The following is a 21949-nucleotide window of genomic DNA, read 5'->3' as shown; positions in this document are numbered from 1 at the left end:
AGAAGACGTATGATTTAGTGACTAAAACAATTCCACCGCAGAACGTTCCGTATAGGTAGCTTCCAGATATTGAAGATGAGAAAGATAAGCCGGATCGGTCAAGCGTTTAGCGTGTACCGGACAAGCTTTAATGCAGGCATTGCATTTAATACAGATATCGGTAATCCGGCTAACATCATCCGGATCGATAGAGCCCAAAGGACACACAGCAACACAACGTTTACAATGAATGCAATCTGCTGTCGTAATAGGTTTTACTTTCAGTATAGCGACAGGTTTACCTTCCTCTCCTAAAGGTTGGTAATAACCTCCGTAATCAGGCGCCCCTCTTCCCGGAACATTTACCGGGGTACAAGAATCCCCTTCCTGTATCGTTTCTATTCGCTCTAAAATAGTTTTCACAAAGCGGTCGGCTACTGCCAGATCGGCTGCATCCGGACGACCTTTGGCCAATTGTCCGGAAAACGAATGTTGCCCGACAAAAGCAGCCGCAGCCAAGGTGTTAAAACCAGTATCTTCCAACAAATCCCGAAGCTCGATAAGTGCATTTCCGTAGGATCGGTTACCAAACAAAACGACGGGTACAGCTATGGCTCCCTGCCCCCTAAGAGAAAAAAGGTATTTTAATATCAGATTCGGTAAACGCCCGGCATACACAGGTAAACCTAAAATAAATAAGTCCGAAATTCCCGGCTCAGGAACCTGCGCGCGCTGTTCCGGCAAGGTAAAATCCCAGTATTCCACTGCCGACTTCAATTTATCGGCAATCCCTTTTGCCAAATAAGTAACCACAGTACGGGTTGTACCCGTGGGACTGAAGTATACTGCATATATCCGGTTTACCTTCATAAAATAAGACTTATACCGAACAAAAGTAAGTAAAATATTCTTCCAAATTTTAACACAGCCGCTTATAAATGATTTTTTCAAGGAACATATGCCCTGTCTCAACCTATAGTTCCCTATTTACCCTCAAAACAATGAAAGTTGATCGTTTCGGAAGCTTTTCACTTTCCGTTCCTTTATCGTCTGCCCCTCATTTATTTCCCCTATCATCAAAGGAGAGTGGGGATTATGCTTCCCGACAAGGGTTTTAACTGTGGGACTATTCCCTTTGATGGCATAGCAGTAAAGACATCCATTCAGACAGCTGTCATAAGCACCAATATCAATACTCTCTATACAGTTACAGACCCCGCGCTGATTTTTATCTTTCCCGGCAATGATCGAATAACCTGTAATCCGTTCGACCAACTCTTTATCTATACACTGCCCGCTGGGTATTCCCCAATGCCTCAAATCCACTTTAACCGTGCAAGTGTTTATTTTAAGAGTGGGATAACGTTCTGCCGTCGTTTTAAACGAAACCGCCATTTCTTCCATTTCTTCCTGAAGTAAAGGTTTGATTTCATTTTTTCTCATTACCTTCCGGATATGCGGATAAGAATCGATAAAACCGAGCATACATTTTTCGGTATAATTCTGCAATTTTTCAGCAATTTGTGCAAAAGCCTCCCGATGAAACGCTATATTATATTTCGCGTTTATAAAAACAGGATCATATCTCCATATTACTTTTTCTTTGCCAATCCGCTCGGAAAGCCGTTTAAACAAATCTATTCTTTGGGATAAGCCAGGCAGGTTATGCTCAATCTCCCTGCCGTAAGGATTAACCGTAAACTGGAAATAATATTTATAATGCTTCAGCAAATCCAGTTTATCCATCATAGGAGCCGGATTTTTGGTCCAGAAGACGATGCAATCTACCACTTCTGGACCCAGTTCCACCCGGCTAAGCATTTTCGGGTTAAAAGGATTCGATACCAAAACATATCCTTCTTTTATCCGGTTAAAAAACCAACTGGAGTAAAAAGAAGGTATATCCGTTCTTCTGCTTGCACTAATGATCATGAATTGTATTTTTATTCCTCCCGGAATCCCATTTCTCCCGGAAGGATAAAATTTCGACGGAGGTTTCAAAGGTACCCTATTTTTTCTGAATAAAAAATCAGGGAAGGTTTCTGAAAAATGCACTATTCCCTATTCAAACGAACCATAGCAGCCAAAAGGAACGAAATGCCTTTGCTCTACAGCCAAGAGAAAAAGCAGAATCCCAAAAGCAATGCGTATGAAAAAATTCGTTTATATAAAACACAAGGCCGACAAAAGTTATGCTTTCTGGGAAAAAGATTTTAAAAAAGCCCCCGGAAATAAGCATCTCACTTCCGGGGGCATTTACTATTCCGTAATTTTTCTTTTTCAGCAGCAAATTATTGCTTTATACAACGAATCAAAAGTCCGCTGCCTTTAGGCAAATGAGAATAGAAAATTGAATTACTGGCTAAATACAACCGACCTCCGTTTGACAGGCTTTCACTCTGTTCATTCCGGGTCCAATACATCCCCAAAGCTCCGCAATAATTCAAAACGCCACCTTTTACTTGCAGAAAGCCCGACAAAGGATAAAAATCATTGGAGCCTGCAGTCCAGTAGCGTCCATTATCGGTAAAAGTACCCCAATCATTTTTTATTGTCGGACGATCCCACCCTTCAGAAGGAGCTACCATATAACCAGCCGGACAAGGATCAAAAATTGTCTTTTCCTGAGGATCAGCTCCCCACAAAGCAGTTTCGATTTCTGTAGTTACAAACCAATTTTCAAAAGAAGAACTGGTTAAAAAATCAGTAGGCCTTCTGACAGCATACTCCATATTTCCGGGAGCTTCCATGACATTCCGCATCGGGTGATTATAATTCCACTGAGCGGATCCGTCCCCTACTTCATTATTATAGCGATTGGCGGCAGCAATATTATCAAACTCCGTTACCATATAAGCAGCTCTGGAAGGCAAGAAAGGATCTTTCCGTCCCCACTGATAAAGCAGTCCCCGATTATTGATATCTCCGGGAGTATTATTCAGAGCTCCTAAATTACGGTCCATCCAAATAAGTCCCCCTCCTTCTTTACTATTTATTTCTTCATCTACGACCCAAATATGCCAACTCCACAGTATCGTTCCATAGGCATCTTTCACTGCTATCACAGCATTTCCCTGAACCGAACCCGTAGAAAAATGAATTTCTCCATCCCGATAAACGGGTTGTCCACAAATAATATCCCGGCTTATATTTTTATCCGCATCGTAAGTTGCTTCCCACAGTAAATCAGCATAAACAGCATGCTGAATTTCCAATCCATACTGACTGATATATTTACTTTTACCATCTGTCCCTCCATTTCCTTTGACATCTGCCCGGAAACTATAGTTACCACCGGTTTTGACGATATAACAATTAGCGGTTTCTGTTTCAGACAAATGAATCGTTCCAAGAGCAGATTGTACTACGGCAATCGAATCTTTCGCCATAGTTCCTCCATCACTAACGGAAAGGATGATCTGAGAAATTCTTTGTTGTGAATCCGGATTAGCATCAGCAATAATCGTCAATTGATTCTCTTCTTCCGTGACGGTTAACCAACTGGCATTCTCAATCTTCACATTTTCCCGGTTAGCCACCATAGCGACAACAGCTGTTCCTCCCTCCCCCGGGAAAGACACATTCCATGTAGAAAGCGTAATTCTAGGTTCATTCAAGATGCCTGTGTTGTCTTCCCCATCGGAACAACTGCCAACGAGCAACGATAGACAGGCTATCATATATAATAACTTTTTCATTTTTTACTATTTTTCAAATTAATAAAGAACTATTTCCATGCAGCCGGAATTAACTCATAGTCACTTAAACCTGTACAGTTAAAGAAACATTTAGTCTTGGTTGAGGGCGTTTTAAATCCATTCTCAGTACTCCGTTCGTATAAATGAACTTTTACTCCCTCCACCAGCGTATAAGGAGATTCTCCCGTTAAAGCCGTACATCCGTTAAAAGCATTAGCAAAACTGTTTACTTTTTTACATTCATCAAAAAGACCTACTGGCACACTCGCTAAACTCGTACATCCGCTAAACAAAGTTGCAAAGCCAGTGGCCTCCGTAAACGAATCCAGTAAACCTTCCGGTACTGATTTCAAATTTGTACAATTCTGGAACAGACTGGCCGAATTGTTTGCCTTAGAAACACCCGGGCAATTAAAGATATCTCCCGGAACGGTCTCGAGCTGTGCACAACCATTGAATACCCGACCAATATTGTTAACCAAGGGACTGTTTTTAAATAAACCGGCTGGAACTGTTTTCAAAGTAGCACAATTTTGGAAAGCTCCCGAAAAATTAGTACTCTTTGTAAAGGGATCAAATAAGCCTTCCGGTATAGCAGTAAGAGATGCACAACCGTTGAATATCATAGAAGTACTGGTTACTTCCGTCATCGGAGTAAATAAACCAGCCGGAATTGTCGTTATCAGTTCACAATTTGAAAACAGATAGTTACAATTTGTTACTGCCGTCAATCCTTCAAACAACCCTTGCGGAATACTCTTCAATTGCTTACAATTCTGGAATAAATAACTCAAATCCGTCACTTTTGTACATCCTTGTATCAGAGAGGAAGGTATCTGAACCAGAGAAGTATAGGCAAAAGCACTGGTTAAGGTCTCTATTTCGGTACAATTGGCAAACAACTTAACCGGTACCGTAGTAATTCCGGACTGATAGAAGACGTAGCTAAAATCTTTGGCTTTTTTTGTTCTGTCAAATAATCCTTCCGGAACGACAGAAATGGCCGTACTTCCCCAGAACATTCCGCAAAAATCTTCCCCATTGATACAATTGTCGAATAAACCAGCCGGAATTTCCTTCAACACGGTTTTGTCACCACTGACAGAAGCAAAAATATATCTGAAATTGGTAGACTTAGAAGCATTCACCAATAAATTAGCCGGAATTTCTTTTAAAGAAATACATTTATTGAAAGCTGATTTAAAAGTTGTTACTTCAGAGAATGATTGGAAATCGTCTCCGGGGATAGAGATCAGATTAACACAGCCCTCCATAGCTCCCTCCATACTGATCAAACCCGTACGTCCCCAATTTATGACCCGGGTTAACAATTTAGCACTTGCATTCAGATCTGTATTACTGAGCGCCGTTACAGTACCGGAAATCTTTACTTCATAAACACCTGCTTGGGCATACTGATGGATAGGTTTGACGGCAGTCACTTCTTGCGTCGTTCCATCGCCCCAATCAATCGTACAATTTACTGTCCCCTGAAGAGGCAGAGTAATAGGCGTATTAGCCGAAGTTGTAGTATATTCCAACACCAATAAATCATCTTCTTTACTCCATTGTATCACATCAATATAAGCTGTCGTCGTATTTTCATTGCTTCCACAGATAACCGGAATCCGACAACTACGTTGATTATCGCCGGTATTTTTTTCTACAGTCACTGTAATTTCATCCTTTCCGGCTACCGCTTTTACCCATGCCTCTGTAATCTCCCCTAACTGCCAAGCCTGATTAGCAGCTACCAGTACAGTTTCCGTCCCTCCGGCATTCATAAAAATCAATTTATCCGGCTGGAACAAAATCACCGGAATCGCTTCGTTAATAACCACCAATTCCTCCGTAGCTGCCAGCTTTCCATATCCCGCTGTTATTTTTATGATGAGAGTATCGTTCATAACCGTAGCATTCGGATCGGGAGTCAATACTAAGGTATTGTCAGCTTCCTTTTCGATTAGCAGCCAAAAACTGGGAGTTTCTGTTTTGAAAGTCCAATCTTCTCCGTTGGAATTCACCTTCACTTTACGAGGTTCAAGATTTTTAGGAGTAAAGACAATTTTATTTTGGTCTAAACTAAGCTCCGGATCCCCGGAAGCCCGTTGATTTACATCTAAAACAGCTTTTACGGTATTTTCACCACTTCCGGCCGTAATGGTAACACTTGTATTTAAAGCTTGCTCCCCACTATTTACATCCACCGAAAGAGTAAGCCCCGTTTCGTCCTGCTCTATCTTTAACCACTGATTCCCAGGATTGTCAACAATCCAAACTCGCTGATTGGTTTCCACTGCAATACGGGATTGTCCGCCTGCAGTCTTGAAAACAACAGTTCCTTTTAAACCGTCGTTCTCTATTTGTACATTCGTATCTGTTGAGGAAATGGAAAGTGAAACAGCCTGTCCCGTAATTTCAGCCAGTTTGTCCCCTTCGTTATCACACCCTACAAACAGCAAAGCGAATATCGAAATGATAATGTATGTTAACTTATTCATATTCTAATTATTGATAAATTCATATAACTCCTTTTCGAGGAAATTAATGCACGGAAAAAACTGAAGTCATTTCTCCTGATAGAGAAGCCGATTGTCCGGAAATTCTTTTCTTTACCGGAATGACAAAGTAACGGTCCATGGCTCTGTTTCCTGCAGGTTGTTTCTTAAAAGTAATTTCACTCCCAGTTGCATAATAAAGATCACTGAAACTAGCTAAACTACTCCCGTCTTTTCCGATAATACCTAAACCAAAACCAGCTTCAAATCCCTTCAAGGTAATGGTGTTGTAATCCTCGGAAATTGTCCCCGTAACCATGGTAGATTTAACGCTACCGGTTGTCATATTCGTTGCACAAAGATAGCAGGCGTATAAGCCGTTCGTACTCATCCCCACAAAACCACCCAAAGGAATATTCATACTACCGTCTTCCGGGTTATAATAAACTTCTAACTCCATTCCGTTTAAAATCAGATCCCGAATCACATAAGTATCTTTTACAACTCCTTCCTGAATTGTAAAACTAACATAGGATCCAGCAGCTATATTCTGACCGCCAAGTACCCACTGATTGGAATAAAGATCCCAATTTCCCACCATAGCTAAATAAGGATTTTCAGCAACAGTATATTGAGTAAGAGTAAAGGTTACAGTTTTTACATTATCTTCCAGTCCTGCTGATACGGTAATGCGGGCTGTTCGTTTATCCCCATTATTTTCACCTGCACTTAAGGTAAAAATATTTGTTTCTTTATGGATAACTAACTCACACCAATCAGCATCTGAATCGACTGTCCAAGGATAATTAGAGGAAACACTCAACGTAAGAGAACCTCCGTAAGAATCGAATCCAAACGCCTCGTCCGAAGGAATCAACGCTAATGTTGTCTCCAGACCACTTTCCTGAATAATGTCAATAGTCGCATTTACCTCACCCTTAATCTCGACAGTAGTCTTTTTTACGGACAAGTCTGTGTTTCGAGGAGCATGGATTAAAATACCATCGACTTTCTTCGTAACGGTAAACCATTCTGCATCGCCGCCCTGAACCAGAATATCCCAGTCAAAACCGCTTGCAACAACCGAAATCGTTTGGTCACCGCCCGAAGCACCAAAGGTACAACTTGTTGAAGAGAGCTGAAGACGTAAATCGTCTTCATCAGAACAAGCTGAAAACAAGACAAATGCGACAAAAAACCACCCTGCCGCCAACTGTTTAAGTGCTTTCATAAATAAGATTTTTGATATTTGTAAATATTAATTGAAATCTCAAAAATAAATAAATTATAGGTAAGAAATTCTTTTTTTAAGATTTTTTTGAGATTTTTGATGACATTATTTAACATTATTTCAAATGTTTATCTAAGTAAATTTACATAAATTAATTTAATAATCTCTTTTCCAATTTCATTTGTTCCTTGATTAATATCCTTTTATCCTTCATTTAATTAACAAAATCTCAACTTCTCTTTTTATTTACGTGTAAAAAATGTACGATGAATTACCTTCCGTATATATTCTCCAAAAGGATACCCAGCAGAAAAGTAGAAAAATAGTAAATTTCATCCCCCCTTACGCTTCTTCCTTAATTTTAGACTTTTTTAATTAATCCCTTTAAACTAATGGCTTATTTTTTGCGTATATGAGCATAAATTAATAAACAGAAGAATATCCAGCCGGGCAGGCCCCGGATATAAAAAATTTAATAACTAATAAACTTACCATTATGAAAAAATTATTTTTTCTTTTACTTATGGGAATTCTTATGATGCCAGCTACAGAAATTTTGGCACAGACGCAAACACAAACCCATACCCAGGAACTGACCAAAAAACAAATTCGTCAGATAAAACGGGATCAAAGGCGCCACGCCAGACAAGTCGCCAATCAACAAGCTTTTAATGCAGCCGTTGAAGCGTTGAAAGATAACAATTGGGTATTGATGGCCAATACTTTATATGGTCCTCGGGGAAATTCAATTCCTGTATCGGATAATACCAATTTTATCCAATTCAAAGGCAATAAAGTATATCTACAATTGGCATTTACAGGCATAGCCGGACCAAATGGCTTGGGAGGGATTACGGTAGAAGGAACTCCTTCGAATATCAGTTCGCAAACGGATAAGCACGGAAATATTACCTATTCTTTCAATGTAATGGGAACAGCTATTACAGCACAAGTCATTATAAATTTATCCTACGGCGACAATTATGCACAAGCTACCGTATATCCCATGATGAATAATAATAATCTGACATTCTCGGGGATTTTAGTGCCGACCGATCAATCCAGCATTTTCAAAAGCGGATTTATCAGCTATTGATGTGAAGGTTTTGACAAGTTGAAAAGAAATTACCCCCTTCCTTGTAGGACAGAAGAACAGCTTTTCAAACCGAATCAGCAAGATCGTTTTATCTTTTGATAAGCGGAAATGCCATTCAAAGCCATCAAAAACAATCAGGGTTTTACCCTATAAATTAAGGAAAGCGCTAATCTGTTCCGGAAAGGAATACAATCTCCCCAGAGGCAATATTTCACCTTTGGGGAGAATTTTTTAACGGGCTAAGATTATACGTACTTCCCCATAGGAATCTGCATCTCCATCGCTCTGCACTCTCGCCCGTATATAGCATTCATTATTTCCGGTTGCCCCTTCAGGAATTTGAAAGTAAAAAAAGTTATCCCGGTTCACGTCTCCGGTTGTCCCGTTTTGCACGACTTTACACACCTCTTTCCCATCAGCGACCAGAGTGACTTCACTGATATCCAATTTACGGGCACCCCGGACATATTCAAACAATATCCCTCGCAAAACAGGCAATTTCTCTGCCGGAATATTATAAATCACGTCTTTCCATGTGGTAGAAACATCCGAAGGCGTCCAATAACCGATAACAGTTTCCTCTTCCTTGAAAGTCTCTACCTCTTTCGCTTTTTGTATCCACCGGATAGCCGCCTCTACCGGATCAGCATAAGGAGTCATCGGACTTACCCCTTTTTTCTGCGTTACCCAGTCGCTCTCCCAGGAAGCTAAATCGTACTTACTCCCCGTTTCTTTACAGCGAAAGTATTCCCGCCAACGAGGTAAATAATAATCCCGGATTAAACCAGACCAAAGCTTACAAGCATAGTCACTGACAGGAGGTCCCCAAATTGTAACGATCCTGCGGGCATTCATCTCGTAGTAATCTTTCAATTTTTCTGTATCACCGTGTTTTCGGGCAAAATCAATCCACCGCTGCAAACGGTATACCGGATGAGATTCTAATAAAGAATCCAGTCCTTCCCCTAATTCTTCAAATTGCTGCTGCATTTTCAATGCATCTGCGGTATTGCCATACAGATAAGACTTTCCTATAGCACTGGCCAAAGCCTCCATTTTTCCTCCTAAATAAAAAGCGGTCATTTCCAAGAAATCGGCCTTAAACAACGGACTTTCCGTCATTTTCGGAGCACATTCTGCCATTTTTTCTACAGCCCGGTAAAAATTAGAATCTGTATTAACCGTCCCTTTACCGGAACGTCCCGGCCGCAACTGCCAAAGGAAACGCGGATGATCGGTAAACGTACCGTAAACCGATTTACATAATCCCTCCCACACCTCATCCATTTCCGGACAAGTCTTTCCATACCGGCATAAAGAATAATCCTTCAACCACTGCTTTACATCTATTTCTGAAGAACTCCAACCGGCATCGCAAATCATTTCATAGACGACTTCATTGTTTTCCGTCCCTTCCGGAGCCATTCCAAAGCCAAACAAACGTCCGCGGTTCGGAGAATTCAATGCCTCCAGATGCCCGTTTGCATAAAAGGAAAGGATACCGGTAGCGCCCGTTTTTCCACCCATATTCGGAATGACACTATACACCCACAATTTATTGAAAAAACCTTTGTAAAACTCCCAGTTCATTCCATTTCCCCATACATTTTTATTGTAATCCGCCGCTAAATCCAAAAGCATCATTTTATCATCCGGGACCTTACTTACTAAAGCCTGCAAGGTTTCATAATCCCAAATATCTCTTTGATAACCAAACATCCATCCTTGCATCACCCACACGGCATCCGGATTACCGGCTTTAATACCTTTGTATACCTGTTCTCCGTAAAATGCCAACATATCGTATCTTTCTTTCGTTCCGATAGGAGGAAAAGGCACATCCATTTCATTAAAGCTATCCGCCAAATAAAAATCATTTTTACCGAATTCCTTTTCCCACTCTTCGATAAACAATTGTCCGATTCGGGTAAATAATTCCTCTTCCGGCGAAAGCATCCAATTGTGGAAACCGGCCCAAGTGGTTTCGATAATCTTTACATCCGGATAAAGTCTTTTCAAGGCCAAAGGTACAAATCCGGCAAAAGCAGGACAAATGGGCTTCATACCCAACAATTTCATCCGTTTTAAAATCTTATGCTGTAACTCAACCTGATCGGAATGCCATTCTACAGGCATCGGTCCGTCAATCTGAGAAATATTTCCCATCCGCATCCAAGGTAAATGAGCCGGTCCTACAAAATAAGACTGGATTTCCTCCTCTGTCAATCCCAGTCTTTTCCAAACCCTTGCCGTAATTGCTTCATTTGCCACCAAAGCCAAAGGCATATCCACCCCATGCAAAGCCATCCAGTCGATTTCTTCCTCCCAACGCTGCCAATCCCAATAAGGAAGAGTATAACCATAAGTGACCACATTGTAATAATAATGACGCGGAAAAGGAGAAACGACCCGTTTCTCCATATTTTCCGGTAAAGAAGCCGGAAAAATACAGCGATTTCCAGACCATGCCGAAATACCGGCATGATTGGACTTGATAAAATCGTAAAATCCCCGACAAAGTGCTACGCCACTACTTCCCCGGATTTCCAGTCTTCCATTGCGAACTTTTGTTTCGAAAACATCACAATTATTCTCTTTGTCAATAAAAGAGAGTTTTAACTTCGCCGGAAACTCCCCGGCAAATCGACGAATTACTTCCCGGACTTCCCCTATAGAATTTTGTGCATACAAGCACGAAGAAGAAGCTAAAATAACGGATAATAGGAAAATACGTAACATATTGGAAAAAGATTTAATTTTTCCAAAGATACTAAAAAATGGTAAGTGTATTCTTCTTCCCCTTATTTTTAAGAGGAAGAAGAACGGTACAAGGATGTGCCTGCTTCAAGAAAAGTTTTTATTGAGCCGGCTCCAGTTCTACCGTAAAATGACGCATAATCGGGAATTCTTTTGTAATGACATATCCCCTGTCTATCTGTTCTCTTCTGTCAAATACATTTTTCAGGGCAGCTGCGATAACATCCATATGATTATTGGTATAAGTACGTCTGGGAATAGCCAAACGCAACAATTCCAATTTCGGATAACGATTTTCACGGGTTACCGGATCCCGGTCAGCTAAAATAGATCCGATTTCTACACCCCGGATTCCAGCTTCCAGATACAGCTCTATTCCCAAAGTCTGAGCAATAAATTCTTCTTTAGGAACATGCGTCAATACTTTTTTAGCGTCTACAAAAATGGCATGTCCCCCGGCAGGCCGTTGATAAGGGATACCATATTCATCCAATTTTGCTCCTAAATATTCCACCTGACGAATACGGGTTTCCAGATATTCAAATTCTGTACCTTCATCCAAGCCCTGAGCCAAAGCATTCATATCCCGGCCTGACATTCCCCCATACGTAATGAATCCTTCGTTCATGATGCAAAACATCTGACATTTTTTCCACAATTCCTCGTTTTTAAAAGCCACAAAACCACCCATATTGACGATGGCGTCTTTTTTAGAAGACATCGTCATAATGTCGGCGTAAGAGAACATTTCCTTCACAATTTCTTTGATTGTCTTATGCTCATAGCCTTTTTCACGCGTCTTGATAAAATAAGCATTTTCAGCAAAACGGGCAGAATCAATCTGTAAATTAACTCCATATTTTTTGCAAAGCGCAGAAACCTCCCGGATGTTTTGCATAGAAACAGGTTGTCCGCCGGCCGTATTATTCGTCACCGTCAATACTACTGCCGGTATTTTTTCTTTGGGATATTTTTTCAGAACAGCCTCCAATTTAGCCGGATCCATATTGCCTTTAAAAGGAATTTCCAACTGAGTGTCGGCAGCTTCATCTATCGTACAATCCAAAGCAATAGCTTTCCGGAATTCGATATGTCCTTTCGTCGTATCGAAATGAGAATTACCCGGTAAAATATCTCCTTCTTTAATAAGGGTAGAATACAACACATTTTCAGCAGCCCGTCCCTGATGGGTCGGCAAAAAATAATCAAAGCCCAATATTTCCCGGATTGTATTCTTCATTTTATAATAAGAACGGGCTCCGGCATAACTTTCATCTCCGAGCATCAGTTCAGCCCATTGTTTATCACTCATAGCCCCTGTACCCGAATCTGTCAGTAAATCGATAAAAACCTGATCACTTTTCAGATTAAAGAGATTATATTTAGCCTCTTTTATCCATTTTTCCCGTTCTTCACGGGTACTCTTGCGGATGGTCTCCACCATCTTGATTCGAAATGATTCTGCAAATGGTAATTCCATAATAATATTGTTTTAGGTTATAAATCTTATTCTTTAAAATCAATAAATATCGTACAAAAGGTTATGCTGAACATTCCTCCCGCACAAATAAACAAGTAAATGATTACAGATGAGTTTCAGATGATAAACTCATCCCGCTTTTTGATGTTTAAAAAAAGCCTGTTTGAAAGTATAATCCTCAATCGATGCATACGATTGCAAATATATAAAAATAAAAAAGGAAATCTAAATTACCGATTTCCTTTTTTAATTTTCAAAACGATGATTTTTTCTTTTTTTCCGGACTCTTACTATTTTTGGCAGAGCGGGCATGGAAGGCTCCCCCTCCTTTGGGCCGACCTTTTTGATAAATAATATTAGCCGTCTGTATCTTTTCTTCATCCAGCAAGACATCCGAAATTTCCAGTCTTTCCGGCAAAGCTTGTAACTCGATTTTTTGGCCAATCAGTTGCTCTATCATTTCGATCCGTTCTTCTTCCTTAGGAGATACCAGGCTGATCGCCACCCCTTCTTTACCAGCACGGGCCGTACGTCCGATCCGGTGTACATATTCTTCCGGCAAAGCCGGTATATCAAAATTGACGACATGTGACACGTCCTGTATGTCAATTCCCCGGGCGGCTACATCCGAAGCGATCATAATCCGGGATCTTCCTTCCCGAAAAGCTCTCAAAGCATTCAAGCGGGTATTTTGAGCTTTATTCGAATGGATAACACTCAGTTCGTCTTTCCAGTAATCCGCTAATTTATCTGTGATCCGATCGGCATTTTTCTTACTTTCCGTAAACACCATCACCCGGCTATATTCTTCTTTATCCGCCAAAAGCAACTTTAAAAGATTGATTTTCGTCATAATATTCGGAACATCATAACGCAACTGCAACACAGTATCAACAGGAGTTGCCTGGGGAGCGACTTCCACTTTCACCGGGGCAACCATAAATTCAGAAGCCAAGGCCGTGACTGCAGTTGAAAAGGTAGCCGAAAACAATAACGTCTGATGTTTTTCCGGAATGACTTCCAGAATACTCCGTAATTGCGGCATAAACCCTAAATCCATCAAACGGTCGGCCTCGTCTACCACAACTGTTTTTACCAAAGGCGTACGAAGCATACCATTCATATAAATATCCATAAACCGACCGGGAGTGGCAACCAGTAAATCTACCCCCTCATACACCGCATTTTGCTGAGTCCGGATATTTGTACCCCCATATATCCCCACACAACGGATATCCATATATTCTGTCAACAATTCTACACTTTCGCATACCTGTACGACCAGTTCCCGCGTCGGAACAATCACGATGGCACGGGGATATTTTCCCTGTGCATAGTGCAATTTCATCAGAATGGGGATCAGATAAGCCAATGTTTTGCCCGTACCTGTACGAGCAATTCCGATCATATCTTTTCCCGAACGAATCACCGGAAAAGCTTCTCTTTGTATAGGAGTAGGTTCTTCAAATCCAGCCTCTGCCAAAGCATCCAATATCTGTTTACTTATATTCAAATCTGTAAAAGCCATAAAAATAACGATTTATAATTTAGTCCTAAAACGGCTATAAATTTGTCAGCCGGTTCAAAAGCCAGCCTGTTCAAGTACCCCGTTAGTAGATCCTCATACATTTTTCACTACTAAACTTTTGAGCGCATATCATTCTACCAAACTTCCGGTATTTCATGGGGCAAAGATAGGAAAAAAACACCACACAAAAATTCAATTCTATTAACAAAGAAAAACATCAAATTAAAAGATTATAAATCAAAACCTTATTCTGGACTTTCCAGAGAATTGCATTTTTTAGATGAGAGCGCAAACGTTTTATTTGGTTTTCTCAGAATTAAGTTATACATTTATTCCACTGAATAACCATTAAACTAGTAAAAATATGACAACAATGACATTCAATGAATTGAGGAGAATCAAAGATCAATTACCCTCAGGTAGCATGCAACGGATTGCAGATGAATTAGGCATTGATGTTGAAACGGTTCGTAACTATTTCGGTGGAGATAATTATGACGACGGAAAAGCAGTCGGCCTGCATTACGAAAAAGGCCCGGAAGGGGGAATTGTCCAAATCGATGATACAACCATTCTAGAAAAAGCAAAAGAAATGCTTGCAAATTAATTTAATCCGGGAGCTTCACTGACAAAAGCTCCCGGATCTTTTTTATGACAAAGAGAGAGTTCTTTTGCCCCACCTTTTTCCTCTCCCTGAAAGCTTGTTATTCGGGTTCTCTTTTCTTCCTGTCCGTAAATCGATTTTTTTATCTATTTTTGCAGCCAACAAATATCTATGGGATGAACAGCATTACATTAAAAAATGGAAAAGACAAATCCATCTTCAGATACCATCCCTGGATCTTTTCAGGAGCTATCGATCGGATAGAAGGAAAAATTCAGGAAGGGGACCTCGTCAAAGTATATAATGCAGAAAAAAAATTTCTAGCCATCGGGCATTATCAGATCGGCTCTATCGCTATCCGTATCCTCAGCTTTAAAGACGAAGAAATAAATGATGCGTTCTGGACAAACCGGCTTTACAAAGCCTATCAGATGAGATGCGCCTTGGGACTCTGTAATTCAGCGGATAATAATGTATACCGTTTGGTACACGGCGAAGGAGATGATTTGCCGGGACTAGTGATAGACATGTACGCCGGAGTAGCCGTCATCCAATTTCACTCTGTCGGTATGTACCTTCAAAGGGAAACCATTGCCCGGGCTTTAGTCGAAATCATGGGAAATAAAATTACCGCTATTTACGATAAATCAGAAGCCACTCTCCCTTATAAAGCAGCTATTGAACCGGAAAACGGTTATTTATATGGAAAAACTGAAAACTTCATAGCACAGGAAAACGGATTAAAATTTCATGTGGACTGGCTGGAAGGACAAAAAACCGGCTTTTTCATCGACCAACGGGAGAACCGGAGGTTACTCGAAAAGTATGCAAAAGATAAATCGGTTTTAAATATGTTTTGCTATACCGGAGGTTTTTCTTTTTATGCTATGCGGGGCGGAGCCAAACAAGTACATTCGGTAGACGTATCTGCAAGAGCCATCGAATTAGCAAACCGGAATGTAGAACTGAATTTTCCCAAAGACACACGGCACGAAGCCTTTGCAGAAGAAGCATTCAAATTTCTGGAACATTCTTCCAACCAATACGATGTAATTATTCTGGATCCTCCGGCCTTTGCCAAACACCAAAATGTCCTGAATAATGCCATCCAAGGATACAAAAAACTAAACCGGAAAGGTATGGAAGTAATCAAACCGGGAGGAATTCTCTTCACTTTTTCCTGCTCCCAGGTAATGACCAAAGATCTATTCAGACAAACGGTATTTACAGCCGCAGCCAATACCGGCCGGAAAGTTAAAATTCTTCATCAGTTGACTCAACCGGCTGATCATCCGATCAGTATTTATCATCCGGAAGGAGAATATTTAAAAGGATTGGTATTATACGTAGAATAAATAAGGCCCGGCACTTGACGCGACCGGACCCGATTTTATAATATGCTCAAAAAATCAACAAAGTTGTTTTGCCGCTTCTATTACTTCTTCTGCCAAAGCATTGGCTGCCGCTTCATCTTTTGCTTCCGAATAAATCCGAATAATCGGTTCGGTATTGGATTTACGAAGATGTACCCACCCCCTTTCGAAATCGATTTTCACTCCGTCGATATCCGTCACTTTTTCCCGGGCATATTTTACCTTTAACCCCTCCAAGATTTTATCCACATTTATTGCAGGTGAAAGCGTAATCTTATTTTTCGAAATGAAATACTGGGGGTAATCTTTCTTCAATTCCGTCATCTTTTTGCCTTCTGCTACATAATGGGATAAGAATAATCCTACTCCGACCAAAGCATCCCGTCCGTAATGACTCTCGGGATAGATCACACCACCGTTTCCTTCCCCTCCGATGACAGTATGGGTTTCTTTCATCTTCGCCACGACATTAACTTCTCCCACAGCCGCTGCGTTGTATTGCTGACCATATCTTTCCGCAATGTCTTTCAACGCCCGGGACGAAGACAAATTGGAAACGGTATTTCCGGGAGTGTGTTTCAATACATAATCAGCTACCGCTACCAAGGTATATTCTTCTCCGAACATTTCTCCGTTTTCACATACCAAAGCCAAGCGATCGACGTCCGGATCGACAACGATTCCCAGATCCGCATGACATTCCTTCAGCTTTGCCGAGATTTCCGTCAGATTTTCGGGGATAGGCTCCGGATTATGCTGGAACTTCCCTGTCGGTTCACAATTCAATTCTATAATCTCTTGGACACCTAAAGCCTTTAGTAAACGTGGAATAACAATCCCTCCTACGGAATTGACAGCATCCACCACGACTTTCAGATTAGCCTTAGCAATAGCCTCCCGATTTACTAACTTCAAATCCAACACATGCTGAATGTGATAATCTGTATAATCCTTCTCCGTCACCACACCTAAATCATCCACTTCGGCATATTCGAAATTTTCTTTTTCCGCCAATTCCAAAACCTGGGCTCCGTCAGCAGCAGTAAGAAATTCTCCTCTATTATTCAATAATTTTAAAGCGTTCCATTGCTTGGGATTATGACTGGCTGTCAGAATTATACCGCCATCCGCATGTTCTGCTGTAACCGCAATTTCTGTAGTAGGGGTCGTAGCCAGACCGATATTTACCACGTCATGCCCCAATCCACTTAAAGTTGCCGATACCAATTTAGCATACATATCTCCCGAAATCCGGGCATCCCTTCCCATTACAATTTTAGCTCTTTTCTTGCCTGCTCCTTCCTTTAACCAAGTTGCATATGCAGAAACAAATTTAACAATATCCAGCGGAGTCAGATTATCCCCGGGAGAGCCACCGACCGTCCCACGAATACCTGAAATAGATTTAATTAGAGTCATTGGATTTCAGATTTTAAATTAAAAACGGAGAATCACCCCTTGCTATATAAAATTCACAGAGAAATACTCCTCCCCTCCTTTTGCCTTCAGTACAAGGCTAAAAAAAGCTGCACATTCCTTCGAAAGTACAGCTTTATATCTATCAGATTATGGCCTTATAACCTTCAGCATCCAGTAAATTATCCAATTCTGAAGGATCACTTATCTTAATTCGGATAATCCAACCTTTTCCATAAGGGTCTTTGTTGACTAATTCCGGTTCTCCTTCCAGGTCAGGATTGAATTCCAGAATTTCACCACTTACCGGTAAATACAAGTCAGAAACCGTCTTCACAGCTTCAACAGTACCGAAAGTATCTCCTTCTGCAAGGGTCTCTCCTTCTGTATCGCATTCTACGAAAACGATATCGCCCAATTGACTCTGAGCATAGTCTGTAATACCAATTACAGCTTCCTCACCTTCAACACGAATCCATTCATGTTCTTTAGTGTACTTTAATTCTGCGGGTACGTTCATTATCTTAAAAATTTTTTAATTTAGTAATAATTGTGACCTCAAAGTTAAATAAAAAATTTAATAAGCAATTTAACACACCATATATTTTTCAGCACTTCTTTATGAAAAGACTGACGAGCTTGCTATCAAGAGATTAGAAACATTCAAAAAAAACAGAAAAATAGAAAACATTCCCTGAACACTATCTTGGATCAAAAAATTCACATTTTTCCCCTTATTTTATTTGCTATTTCAAAAAATCGTCCTACATTTGCACCGCTGTAAGGAAATACAATTTCCACAAATTGGTGCGGTAGTTCAGCTGGTTAGAATACAGGCCTGTCACGCCTGGGGTCGCGGGTTCGAGTCCCGTCCGCACCGCTGAAAGTTCTTCAAATTTTTATGATTATTTTGGTGCGGTAGTTCAGCTGGTTAGAATACAGGCCTGTCACGCCTGGGGTCGCGGGTTCGAGTCCCGTCCGCACCGCAACAACATTCGAAAGCCCTTGAAAGTCAATTCCTTTCAAGGGCTTTTTCTTTCGAGGTCTCAACGGGGAGACCAATCCGATGACACACCGTGACACAGGAAGACACATTGGATATTGTTCCATACATTTAAAGGTTGTTTCTATTCATAACCATCTGGTCCTGTATATCCTATGAGGACAGTTGAGTATATATGGATTCCTATTTGGATTCCGCATACATTGTCATACCCCTATCTCATGGCATAACAGGATATAGATATATCCCCCTCTCTTAATATAGTCCCATATATCATTGGGTCTCTTCGTTGGTCTCTGTGTGCTTTTCAACTTCCAAGATGGGTCGTTTATAAGACTGCAACTATTTTGGTTTGGGTCTGATAAGGTCAGCAATTACCTAAAATCTTTATTGATTATATGTTGAACGTCTTCTTCTTTTCTTTTACTGATCTGTACTTTATATTTCTGTTGATTTTGGGCTTTGGACTGTGTGATATGTGTATAATCCTGCTTCTCTATAATGGTAAGGCTATTCCGATAAGGTATCAACTTATAAGGCTTTTTTATTATCATATCTTCTGATTTTTCAGCAATTATACCATAGACATCTTCTATTTCATCCAATCTGACAATCCTTTTGTTTCTTATATCGCTCAAGTTTGCTCCATATTTGTTAATACATTTAAATACAGTAGCGGAATCTACCTTTATGATTTTGGCTATGGTTTCTTTAGGTACTCCTTCCAAGTACAAGATAACCGCTTGACGACATTTATCCAAGTTGGTCAATGTGAAGTTTGGATAAAAGTTCCGATTACATCCTCTGCATAGAAATCTCTGCCTTATTTCACCCTTATGCGCGACCTTCCCGTTTTTTACATTTTCAGATTTGCCACAATATGGGCAAACAATCTTTTCCATACTCATCTCCCTTTTGATTTATTTCTACAAAAATAGGCAAAATCTACATTATCTCCAAATATAGGCATTATCTAAAAGCAATTTTCACGTATTGTCATCCGCAAATATTTGATATACAATCCATTGTTGTCTGTGCGACCTGCACACTGAAATTATGATAAAAGGAGGGCAATATTGCGACATAACTAAAAAAATGCCTATGGAAATATCCATTTTAACTAGGGATGATTTGCTCAAGCAGTTACGCCCACTATTGGAATTAAAGGATGAAGTAATAGCCTTGAAAGAGGACGTTGGCAAACGAACTTCACCACAGTATCTAACCATATCACAAGTATGTGAAAGACTTCACATCTCACGGAGTACAGTAAACAGGATGATGCGCAACGGAGACCTGAAAGCAATGAAAGCGTACCGTAGGGTCTTGTTCTTAGAGTCAGATATAAACAAATTACTAATCAGAAAACAATATTGACATGAAAATAAAATTCATAACAAAAGAAAGAATCACCAGATTTACAGATAATGATTATGCAAACACTTGTGCAGCAGAGTTATTACATCCACGCTTCCCTATATCAGTTGTCAATGACGCTCTTAGGAGATACGGTGTCAGATTGGATAACAGATGTTGCTATGAGGGCAGTTATGCTATTATCTTACCATATATCAGTACAGACGGCAGGATAAGGAATGTGATGCAGATGCTTGTCAAGGGCAATGGCGATATTGTGGAGAATGGCGATGATAAAGCCATGAGCCAAAAGACAAGGAAACAGAACAGCAACTCCCCTTACTTGCCCGATCCTCACGGCAGGAAATACCGCTCGTTAGCATTGGAGTTAGCCAAAGGGTATGAATTCGAGGAAACGCAATGCTTGTTCGGTATCAATATCGGGGCAACAAATAAACCCGTAGCCATTGTTACCAACCCCATGCTTGCCATTATAATGTCTATAATCTGCCCTGCATACAGATGGGTATCAACATGCAAGGAGAAGTTTGATGATTCTCTATGCAGCCTTGATATAATCAAGGATTTGGGTGGTCAGTCGGAAGTGCAACTGTACCCAGAGAGCGATAATGCGGTAGAAGCTAGACGCTTCCAAAATTATTTGCTACAGCATGGTATTAAGGCTTCCATGTGGAATGCTGATACCATTAAAAATTGGAAACATACAGGAGATACCCCAAATATCATCAACAAGATATTGTGTATACTTGATAACGGCTTCTCTTATAATGATATAATCATTGCAATGCACCTGTACAAGGGTGAGTTATAAAAATCTTACATAACACAGAGAGGAAACAGAAGTTTCTATTAAGGTGGGCTTCGTTTCCTCTTTGGAAACAAAAAAAATAAATTATGAAGAAAAATACTATATTACAATTCGATACCGTAAAATTTGTATCTGACAGTAACAACCTGTTATCCTATAATGACAAGTTATTTAGAAATGACATTGATCTCGAAACAGAAAAAGTCAAATCCATAATATACTCCTCATATCGAAATGGTCATATGCCGTTTGAACTATACATCTATGCCAATAATCTCAATCAAAAACTCACGATAGAGTTCTCGTCAAAAATCCTGTTAGGCAATTATCCGCAATTGATATGCCATGACAACTTTGTGGAATGCTTGCAAAATATCAACAAACTTGGTATATGCAAATTGGATGAGGAAGCCATTATGAAAGACTGTCAATTCACCAAACTGCATATAACCAAAGATATAGACATGGAGCTCACAGACGATAAACTTAATGCATTAAATCACCTTGTAGGAAATTACAGACGATTTAAATGGACAAGATACAATACAGGGATTACATTCACAAGCGATGTACAATCCATATATGGCAGGGAGGAGATTGTACTCTATGACAAGGAAACAGAAATATCACTGAATAAAAATGCTGCCTTCCTATCAATGACTGGTAAACGCAATGAAATAAAAAAACACTTCGTTGGAAAAACAAGGATTGAAATGCGCCTTGAGGGAAAAAAGAAAATAAAGAATGAGTTGAAAATACTCGATACATCATGGAATAGCCTAAAGCTGGTAAAAAACAATCCATTACTGAGGCAGTTTAATAAAGTCTTTACATCAGAAACTGTTGTGGAATATCCTGCCATGAATAAGATCAATGATTTCCTCATGTACAACTATGTGAAATCCTATAATGGAGACCTTAAGAAGATAGAACAAAGCATAAAGGACAACATCCCCTATAAATCACGTGGAACATTGGGAAAACAGATGAAGAAGATGGCAGAAATAGCTAAAATATTAAAGCAAAACGAGCCAAAGGATGATAATGTACTGTCTGAAATAAGACGGCTATTGTCTGACTAACAAATAGTAGTGAGCGTTG

General features: G+C 40.1%; 17 protein-coding genes and 2 tRNA genes. 8 read left to right on the top strand and 11 right to left on the bottom strand.

Going from position 1 to position 21949, the window contains the following annotated elements:
- Window positions 1–21: 21 nt before the first annotated feature.
- From HMPREF9449_RS00325 to HMPREF9449_RS00300, 5 genes are all read right to left on the bottom strand, one after another.
- Complete coding sequence (locus tag HMPREF9449_RS00325) at window positions 22–849, bottom strand: EFR1 family ferrodoxin (RefSeq protein ID WP_009135217.1); 828 nt, start codon at window positions 847–849, stop codon at window positions 22–24.
- 123 nt (window positions 850–972) lie between these two features.
- Complete coding sequence (locus tag HMPREF9449_RS00320) at window positions 973–1911, bottom strand: DUF1848 domain-containing protein (RefSeq protein ID WP_009135216.1); 939 nt, start codon at window positions 1909–1911, stop codon at window positions 973–975.
- Window positions 1912–2270: 359 nt separating this feature from the next.
- The gene (locus HMPREF9449_RS00310; RefSeq protein ID WP_009135215.1) at window positions 2271–3677 is read right to left on the bottom strand and encodes a BACON domain-containing protein; all 1407 of its coding nucleotides are present in this window, start codon (window positions 3675–3677) and stop codon (window positions 2271–2273) included.
- Between the two features lie 29 nt (window positions 3678–3706).
- On the bottom strand, window positions 3707–6178 hold the full coding sequence (locus HMPREF9449_RS00305) for a BACON domain-containing protein (RefSeq protein ID WP_009135214.1): 2472 nt from the start codon (window positions 6176–6178) through the stop codon (window positions 3707–3709).
- Window positions 6179–6221: 43 nt separating this feature from the next.
- On the bottom strand, window positions 6222–7406 hold the full coding sequence (locus tag HMPREF9449_RS00300) for a BACON domain-containing protein (RefSeq protein WP_009135213.1): 1185 nt from the start codon (window positions 7404–7406) through the stop codon (window positions 6222–6224).
- Between the two features lie 496 nt (window positions 7407–7902).
- Between HMPREF9449_RS00300 and HMPREF9449_RS00295 the strand changes: the two genes are divergently transcribed.
- Window positions 7903–8502, top strand: a complete 600-nt coding sequence (locus tag HMPREF9449_RS00295) for a DUF4251 domain-containing protein (RefSeq protein ID WP_009135211.1) — start codon at window positions 7903–7905, stop codon at window positions 8500–8502.
- Window positions 8503–8733: 231 nt separating this feature from the next.
- Here the strand turns inward: HMPREF9449_RS00295 and HMPREF9449_RS00290 are convergent, their stop codons facing one another.
- The 3 genes from HMPREF9449_RS00290 to HMPREF9449_RS00280 all read right to left on the bottom strand — a co-directional run bounded on the left by HMPREF9449_RS00290 (window position 8734) and on the right by HMPREF9449_RS00280 (window position 14267).
- On the bottom strand, window positions 8734–11241 hold the full coding sequence (locus HMPREF9449_RS00290; protein ID WP_009135210.1) for an alpha-N-acetylglucosaminidase: 2508 nt from the start codon (window positions 11239–11241) through the stop codon (window positions 8734–8736).
- 118 nt (window positions 11242–11359) lie between these two features.
- Complete coding sequence (locus HMPREF9449_RS00285; protein WP_009135209.1) at window positions 11360–12739, bottom strand: tryptophanase; 1380 nt, start codon at window positions 12737–12739, stop codon at window positions 11360–11362.
- 253 nt (window positions 12740–12992) lie between these two features.
- Window positions 12993–14267 carry a DEAD/DEAH box helicase gene (locus tag HMPREF9449_RS00280; protein ID WP_009135208.1) on the bottom strand — a complete coding sequence of 425 codons (1275 nt, stop codon included), beginning with the start codon at window positions 14265–14267 and terminating at the stop codon, window positions 12993–12995.
- A gap of 364 nt (window positions 14268–14631) precedes the next feature.
- Between HMPREF9449_RS00280 and HMPREF9449_RS00275 the strand changes: the two genes are divergently transcribed.
- Together HMPREF9449_RS00275 and HMPREF9449_RS00270 are read left to right on the top strand one after the other, a co-directional pair.
- Window positions 14632–14874 (top strand): hypothetical protein, encoded by a 243-nt coding sequence (locus HMPREF9449_RS00275; RefSeq protein ID WP_022048161.1) that lies wholly within the window; start codon window positions 14632–14634, stop codon window positions 14872–14874.
- A gap of 173 nt (window positions 14875–15047) precedes the next feature.
- A complete protein-coding gene (locus HMPREF9449_RS00270; RefSeq protein ID WP_009135206.1) occupies window positions 15048–16226 on the top strand; it encodes a class I SAM-dependent rRNA methyltransferase in 1179 nt (392 codons plus the stop codon).
- 54 nt (window positions 16227–16280) lie between these two features.
- On the opposite strand, the gene glmM is transcribed toward HMPREF9449_RS00270, so the two are convergent.
- Together glmM and gcvH are read right to left on the bottom strand one after the other, a co-directional pair.
- Window positions 16281–17663, bottom strand: coding sequence for a phosphoglucosamine mutase (glmM, locus tag HMPREF9449_RS00265; protein WP_009135205.1), 1383 nt, complete (start codon window positions 17661–17663; stop codon window positions 16281–16283).
- A 142-nt stretch (window positions 17664–17805) separates the two neighbouring features.
- Window positions 17806–18180 (bottom strand): glycine cleavage system protein GcvH, encoded by a 375-nt coding sequence (gene gcvH / locus HMPREF9449_RS00260; RefSeq protein WP_009135204.1) that lies wholly within the window; start codon window positions 18178–18180, stop codon window positions 17806–17808.
- A 286-nt stretch (window positions 18181–18466) separates the two neighbouring features.
- Here gcvH and HMPREF9449_RS00255 point away from each other — a divergent pair.
- Window positions 18467–18540 (top strand) — tRNA-Asp (locus HMPREF9449_RS00255).
- Window positions 18541–18572: 32 nt separating this feature from the next.
- Window positions 18573–18646, top strand: a tRNA-Asp gene (locus HMPREF9449_RS00250).
- A 391-nt stretch (window positions 18647–19037) separates the two neighbouring features.
- On the opposite strand, the gene HMPREF9449_RS00245 is transcribed toward HMPREF9449_RS00250, so the two are convergent.
- Window positions 19038–19565, bottom strand: a complete 528-nt coding sequence (locus HMPREF9449_RS00245) for a helix-turn-helix domain-containing protein (protein WP_040611133.1) — start codon at window positions 19563–19565, stop codon at window positions 19038–19040.
- Between the two features lie 154 nt (window positions 19566–19719).
- Between HMPREF9449_RS00245 and HMPREF9449_RS16875 the strand changes: the two genes are divergently transcribed.
- From HMPREF9449_RS16875 to HMPREF9449_RS00230, 3 genes are all read left to right on the top strand, one after another.
- Window positions 19720–20040: a helix-turn-helix domain-containing protein gene (locus tag HMPREF9449_RS16875; protein WP_315969404.1), complete on the top strand. Its 321-nt coding sequence runs from the start codon at window positions 19720–19722 to the stop codon at window positions 20038–20040.
- A 1-nt stretch (window position 20041) separates the two neighbouring features.
- Window positions 20042–20851 carry a DUF6371 domain-containing protein gene (locus HMPREF9449_RS00235; protein ID WP_009135201.1) on the top strand — a complete coding sequence of 270 codons (810 nt, stop codon included), beginning with the start codon at window positions 20042–20044 and terminating at the stop codon, window positions 20849–20851.
- A gap of 83 nt (window positions 20852–20934) precedes the next feature.
- The gene (locus HMPREF9449_RS00230) at window positions 20935–21930 is read left to right on the top strand and encodes a hypothetical protein (protein ID WP_009135200.1); all 996 of its coding nucleotides are present in this window, start codon (window positions 20935–20937) and stop codon (window positions 21928–21930) included.
- The last annotated feature ends 19 nt before the right edge of the window (window positions 21931–21949 follow it).

The organism is Odoribacter laneus YIT 12061 (assembly GCF_000243215.1).
Classification (GTDB): Bacteria; Bacteroidota; Bacteroidia; order Bacteroidales; family Marinifilaceae; genus Culturomica; species Culturomica lanea.
This window is presented reverse-complemented; position numbering and strand designations above follow the sequence as displayed.

What these genes read in the sequence shown, in the direction of transcription:
- HMPREF9449_RS00235 (WP_009135201.1), top strand. Translation starts at nt 20,042, where the DNA reads ATGAAAATAAAATTCATAACAAAAGAAAGAATCACCAGATTTACAGAT.
- HMPREF9449_RS00295 (WP_009135211.1), top strand. Translation starts at nt 7,903, where the DNA reads ATGAAAAAATTATTTTTTCTTTTACTTATGGGAATTCTTATGATGCCA.
- HMPREF9449_RS00245 (WP_040611133.1), bottom strand. Translation starts at nt 19,565, where the DNA reads ATGGAAAAGATTGTTTGCCCATATTGTGGCAAATCTGAAAATGTAAAA.
- HMPREF9449_RS00325 (WP_009135217.1), bottom strand. Translation starts at nt 849, where the DNA reads ATGAAGGTAAACCGGATATATGCAGTATACTTCAGTCCCACGGGTACA.
- gcvH (WP_009135204.1), bottom strand. Translation starts at nt 18,180, where the DNA reads ATGAACGTACCCGCAGAATTAAAGTACACTAAAGAACATGAATGGATT.
- HMPREF9449_RS00280 (WP_009135208.1), bottom strand. Translation starts at nt 14,267, where the DNA reads ATGGCTTTTACAGATTTGAATATAAGTAAACAGATATTGGATGCTTTG.
- HMPREF9449_RS00290 (WP_009135210.1), bottom strand. Translation starts at nt 11,241, where the DNA reads ATGTTACGTATTTTCCTATTATCCGTTATTTTAGCTTCTTCTTCGTGC.
- HMPREF9449_RS00285 (WP_009135209.1), bottom strand. Translation starts at nt 12,739, where the DNA reads ATGGAATTACCATTTGCAGAATCATTTCGAATCAAGATGGTGGAGACC.
- HMPREF9449_RS00230 (WP_009135200.1), top strand. Translation starts at nt 20,935, where the DNA reads ATGAAGAAAAATACTATATTACAATTCGATACCGTAAAATTTGTATCT.
- HMPREF9449_RS00300 (WP_009135213.1), bottom strand. Translation starts at nt 7,406, where the DNA reads ATGAAAGCACTTAAACAGTTGGCGGCAGGGTGGTTTTTTGTCGCATTT.
- glmM (WP_009135205.1), bottom strand. Translation starts at nt 17,663, where the DNA reads ATGACTCTAATTAAATCTATTTCAGGTATTCGTGGGACGGTCGGTGGC.
- HMPREF9449_RS00270 (WP_009135206.1), top strand. Translation starts at nt 15,048, where the DNA reads ATGAACAGCATTACATTAAAAAATGGAAAAGACAAATCCATCTTCAGA.
- HMPREF9449_RS00310 (WP_009135215.1), bottom strand. Translation starts at nt 3,677, where the DNA reads ATGAAAAAGTTATTATATATGATAGCCTGTCTATCGTTGCTCGTTGGC.
- HMPREF9449_RS16875 (WP_315969404.1), top strand. Translation starts at nt 19,720, where the DNA reads ATGATAAAAGGAGGGCAATATTGCGACATAACTAAAAAAATGCCTATG.
- HMPREF9449_RS00305 (WP_009135214.1), bottom strand. Translation starts at nt 6,178, where the DNA reads ATGAATAAGTTAACATACATTATCATTTCGATATTCGCTTTGCTGTTT.
- HMPREF9449_RS00320 (WP_009135216.1), bottom strand. Translation starts at nt 1,911, where the DNA reads ATGATCATTAGTGCAAGCAGAAGAACGGATATACCTTCTTTTTACTCC.
- HMPREF9449_RS00275 (WP_022048161.1), top strand. Translation starts at nt 14,632, where the DNA reads ATGACAACAATGACATTCAATGAATTGAGGAGAATCAAAGATCAATTA.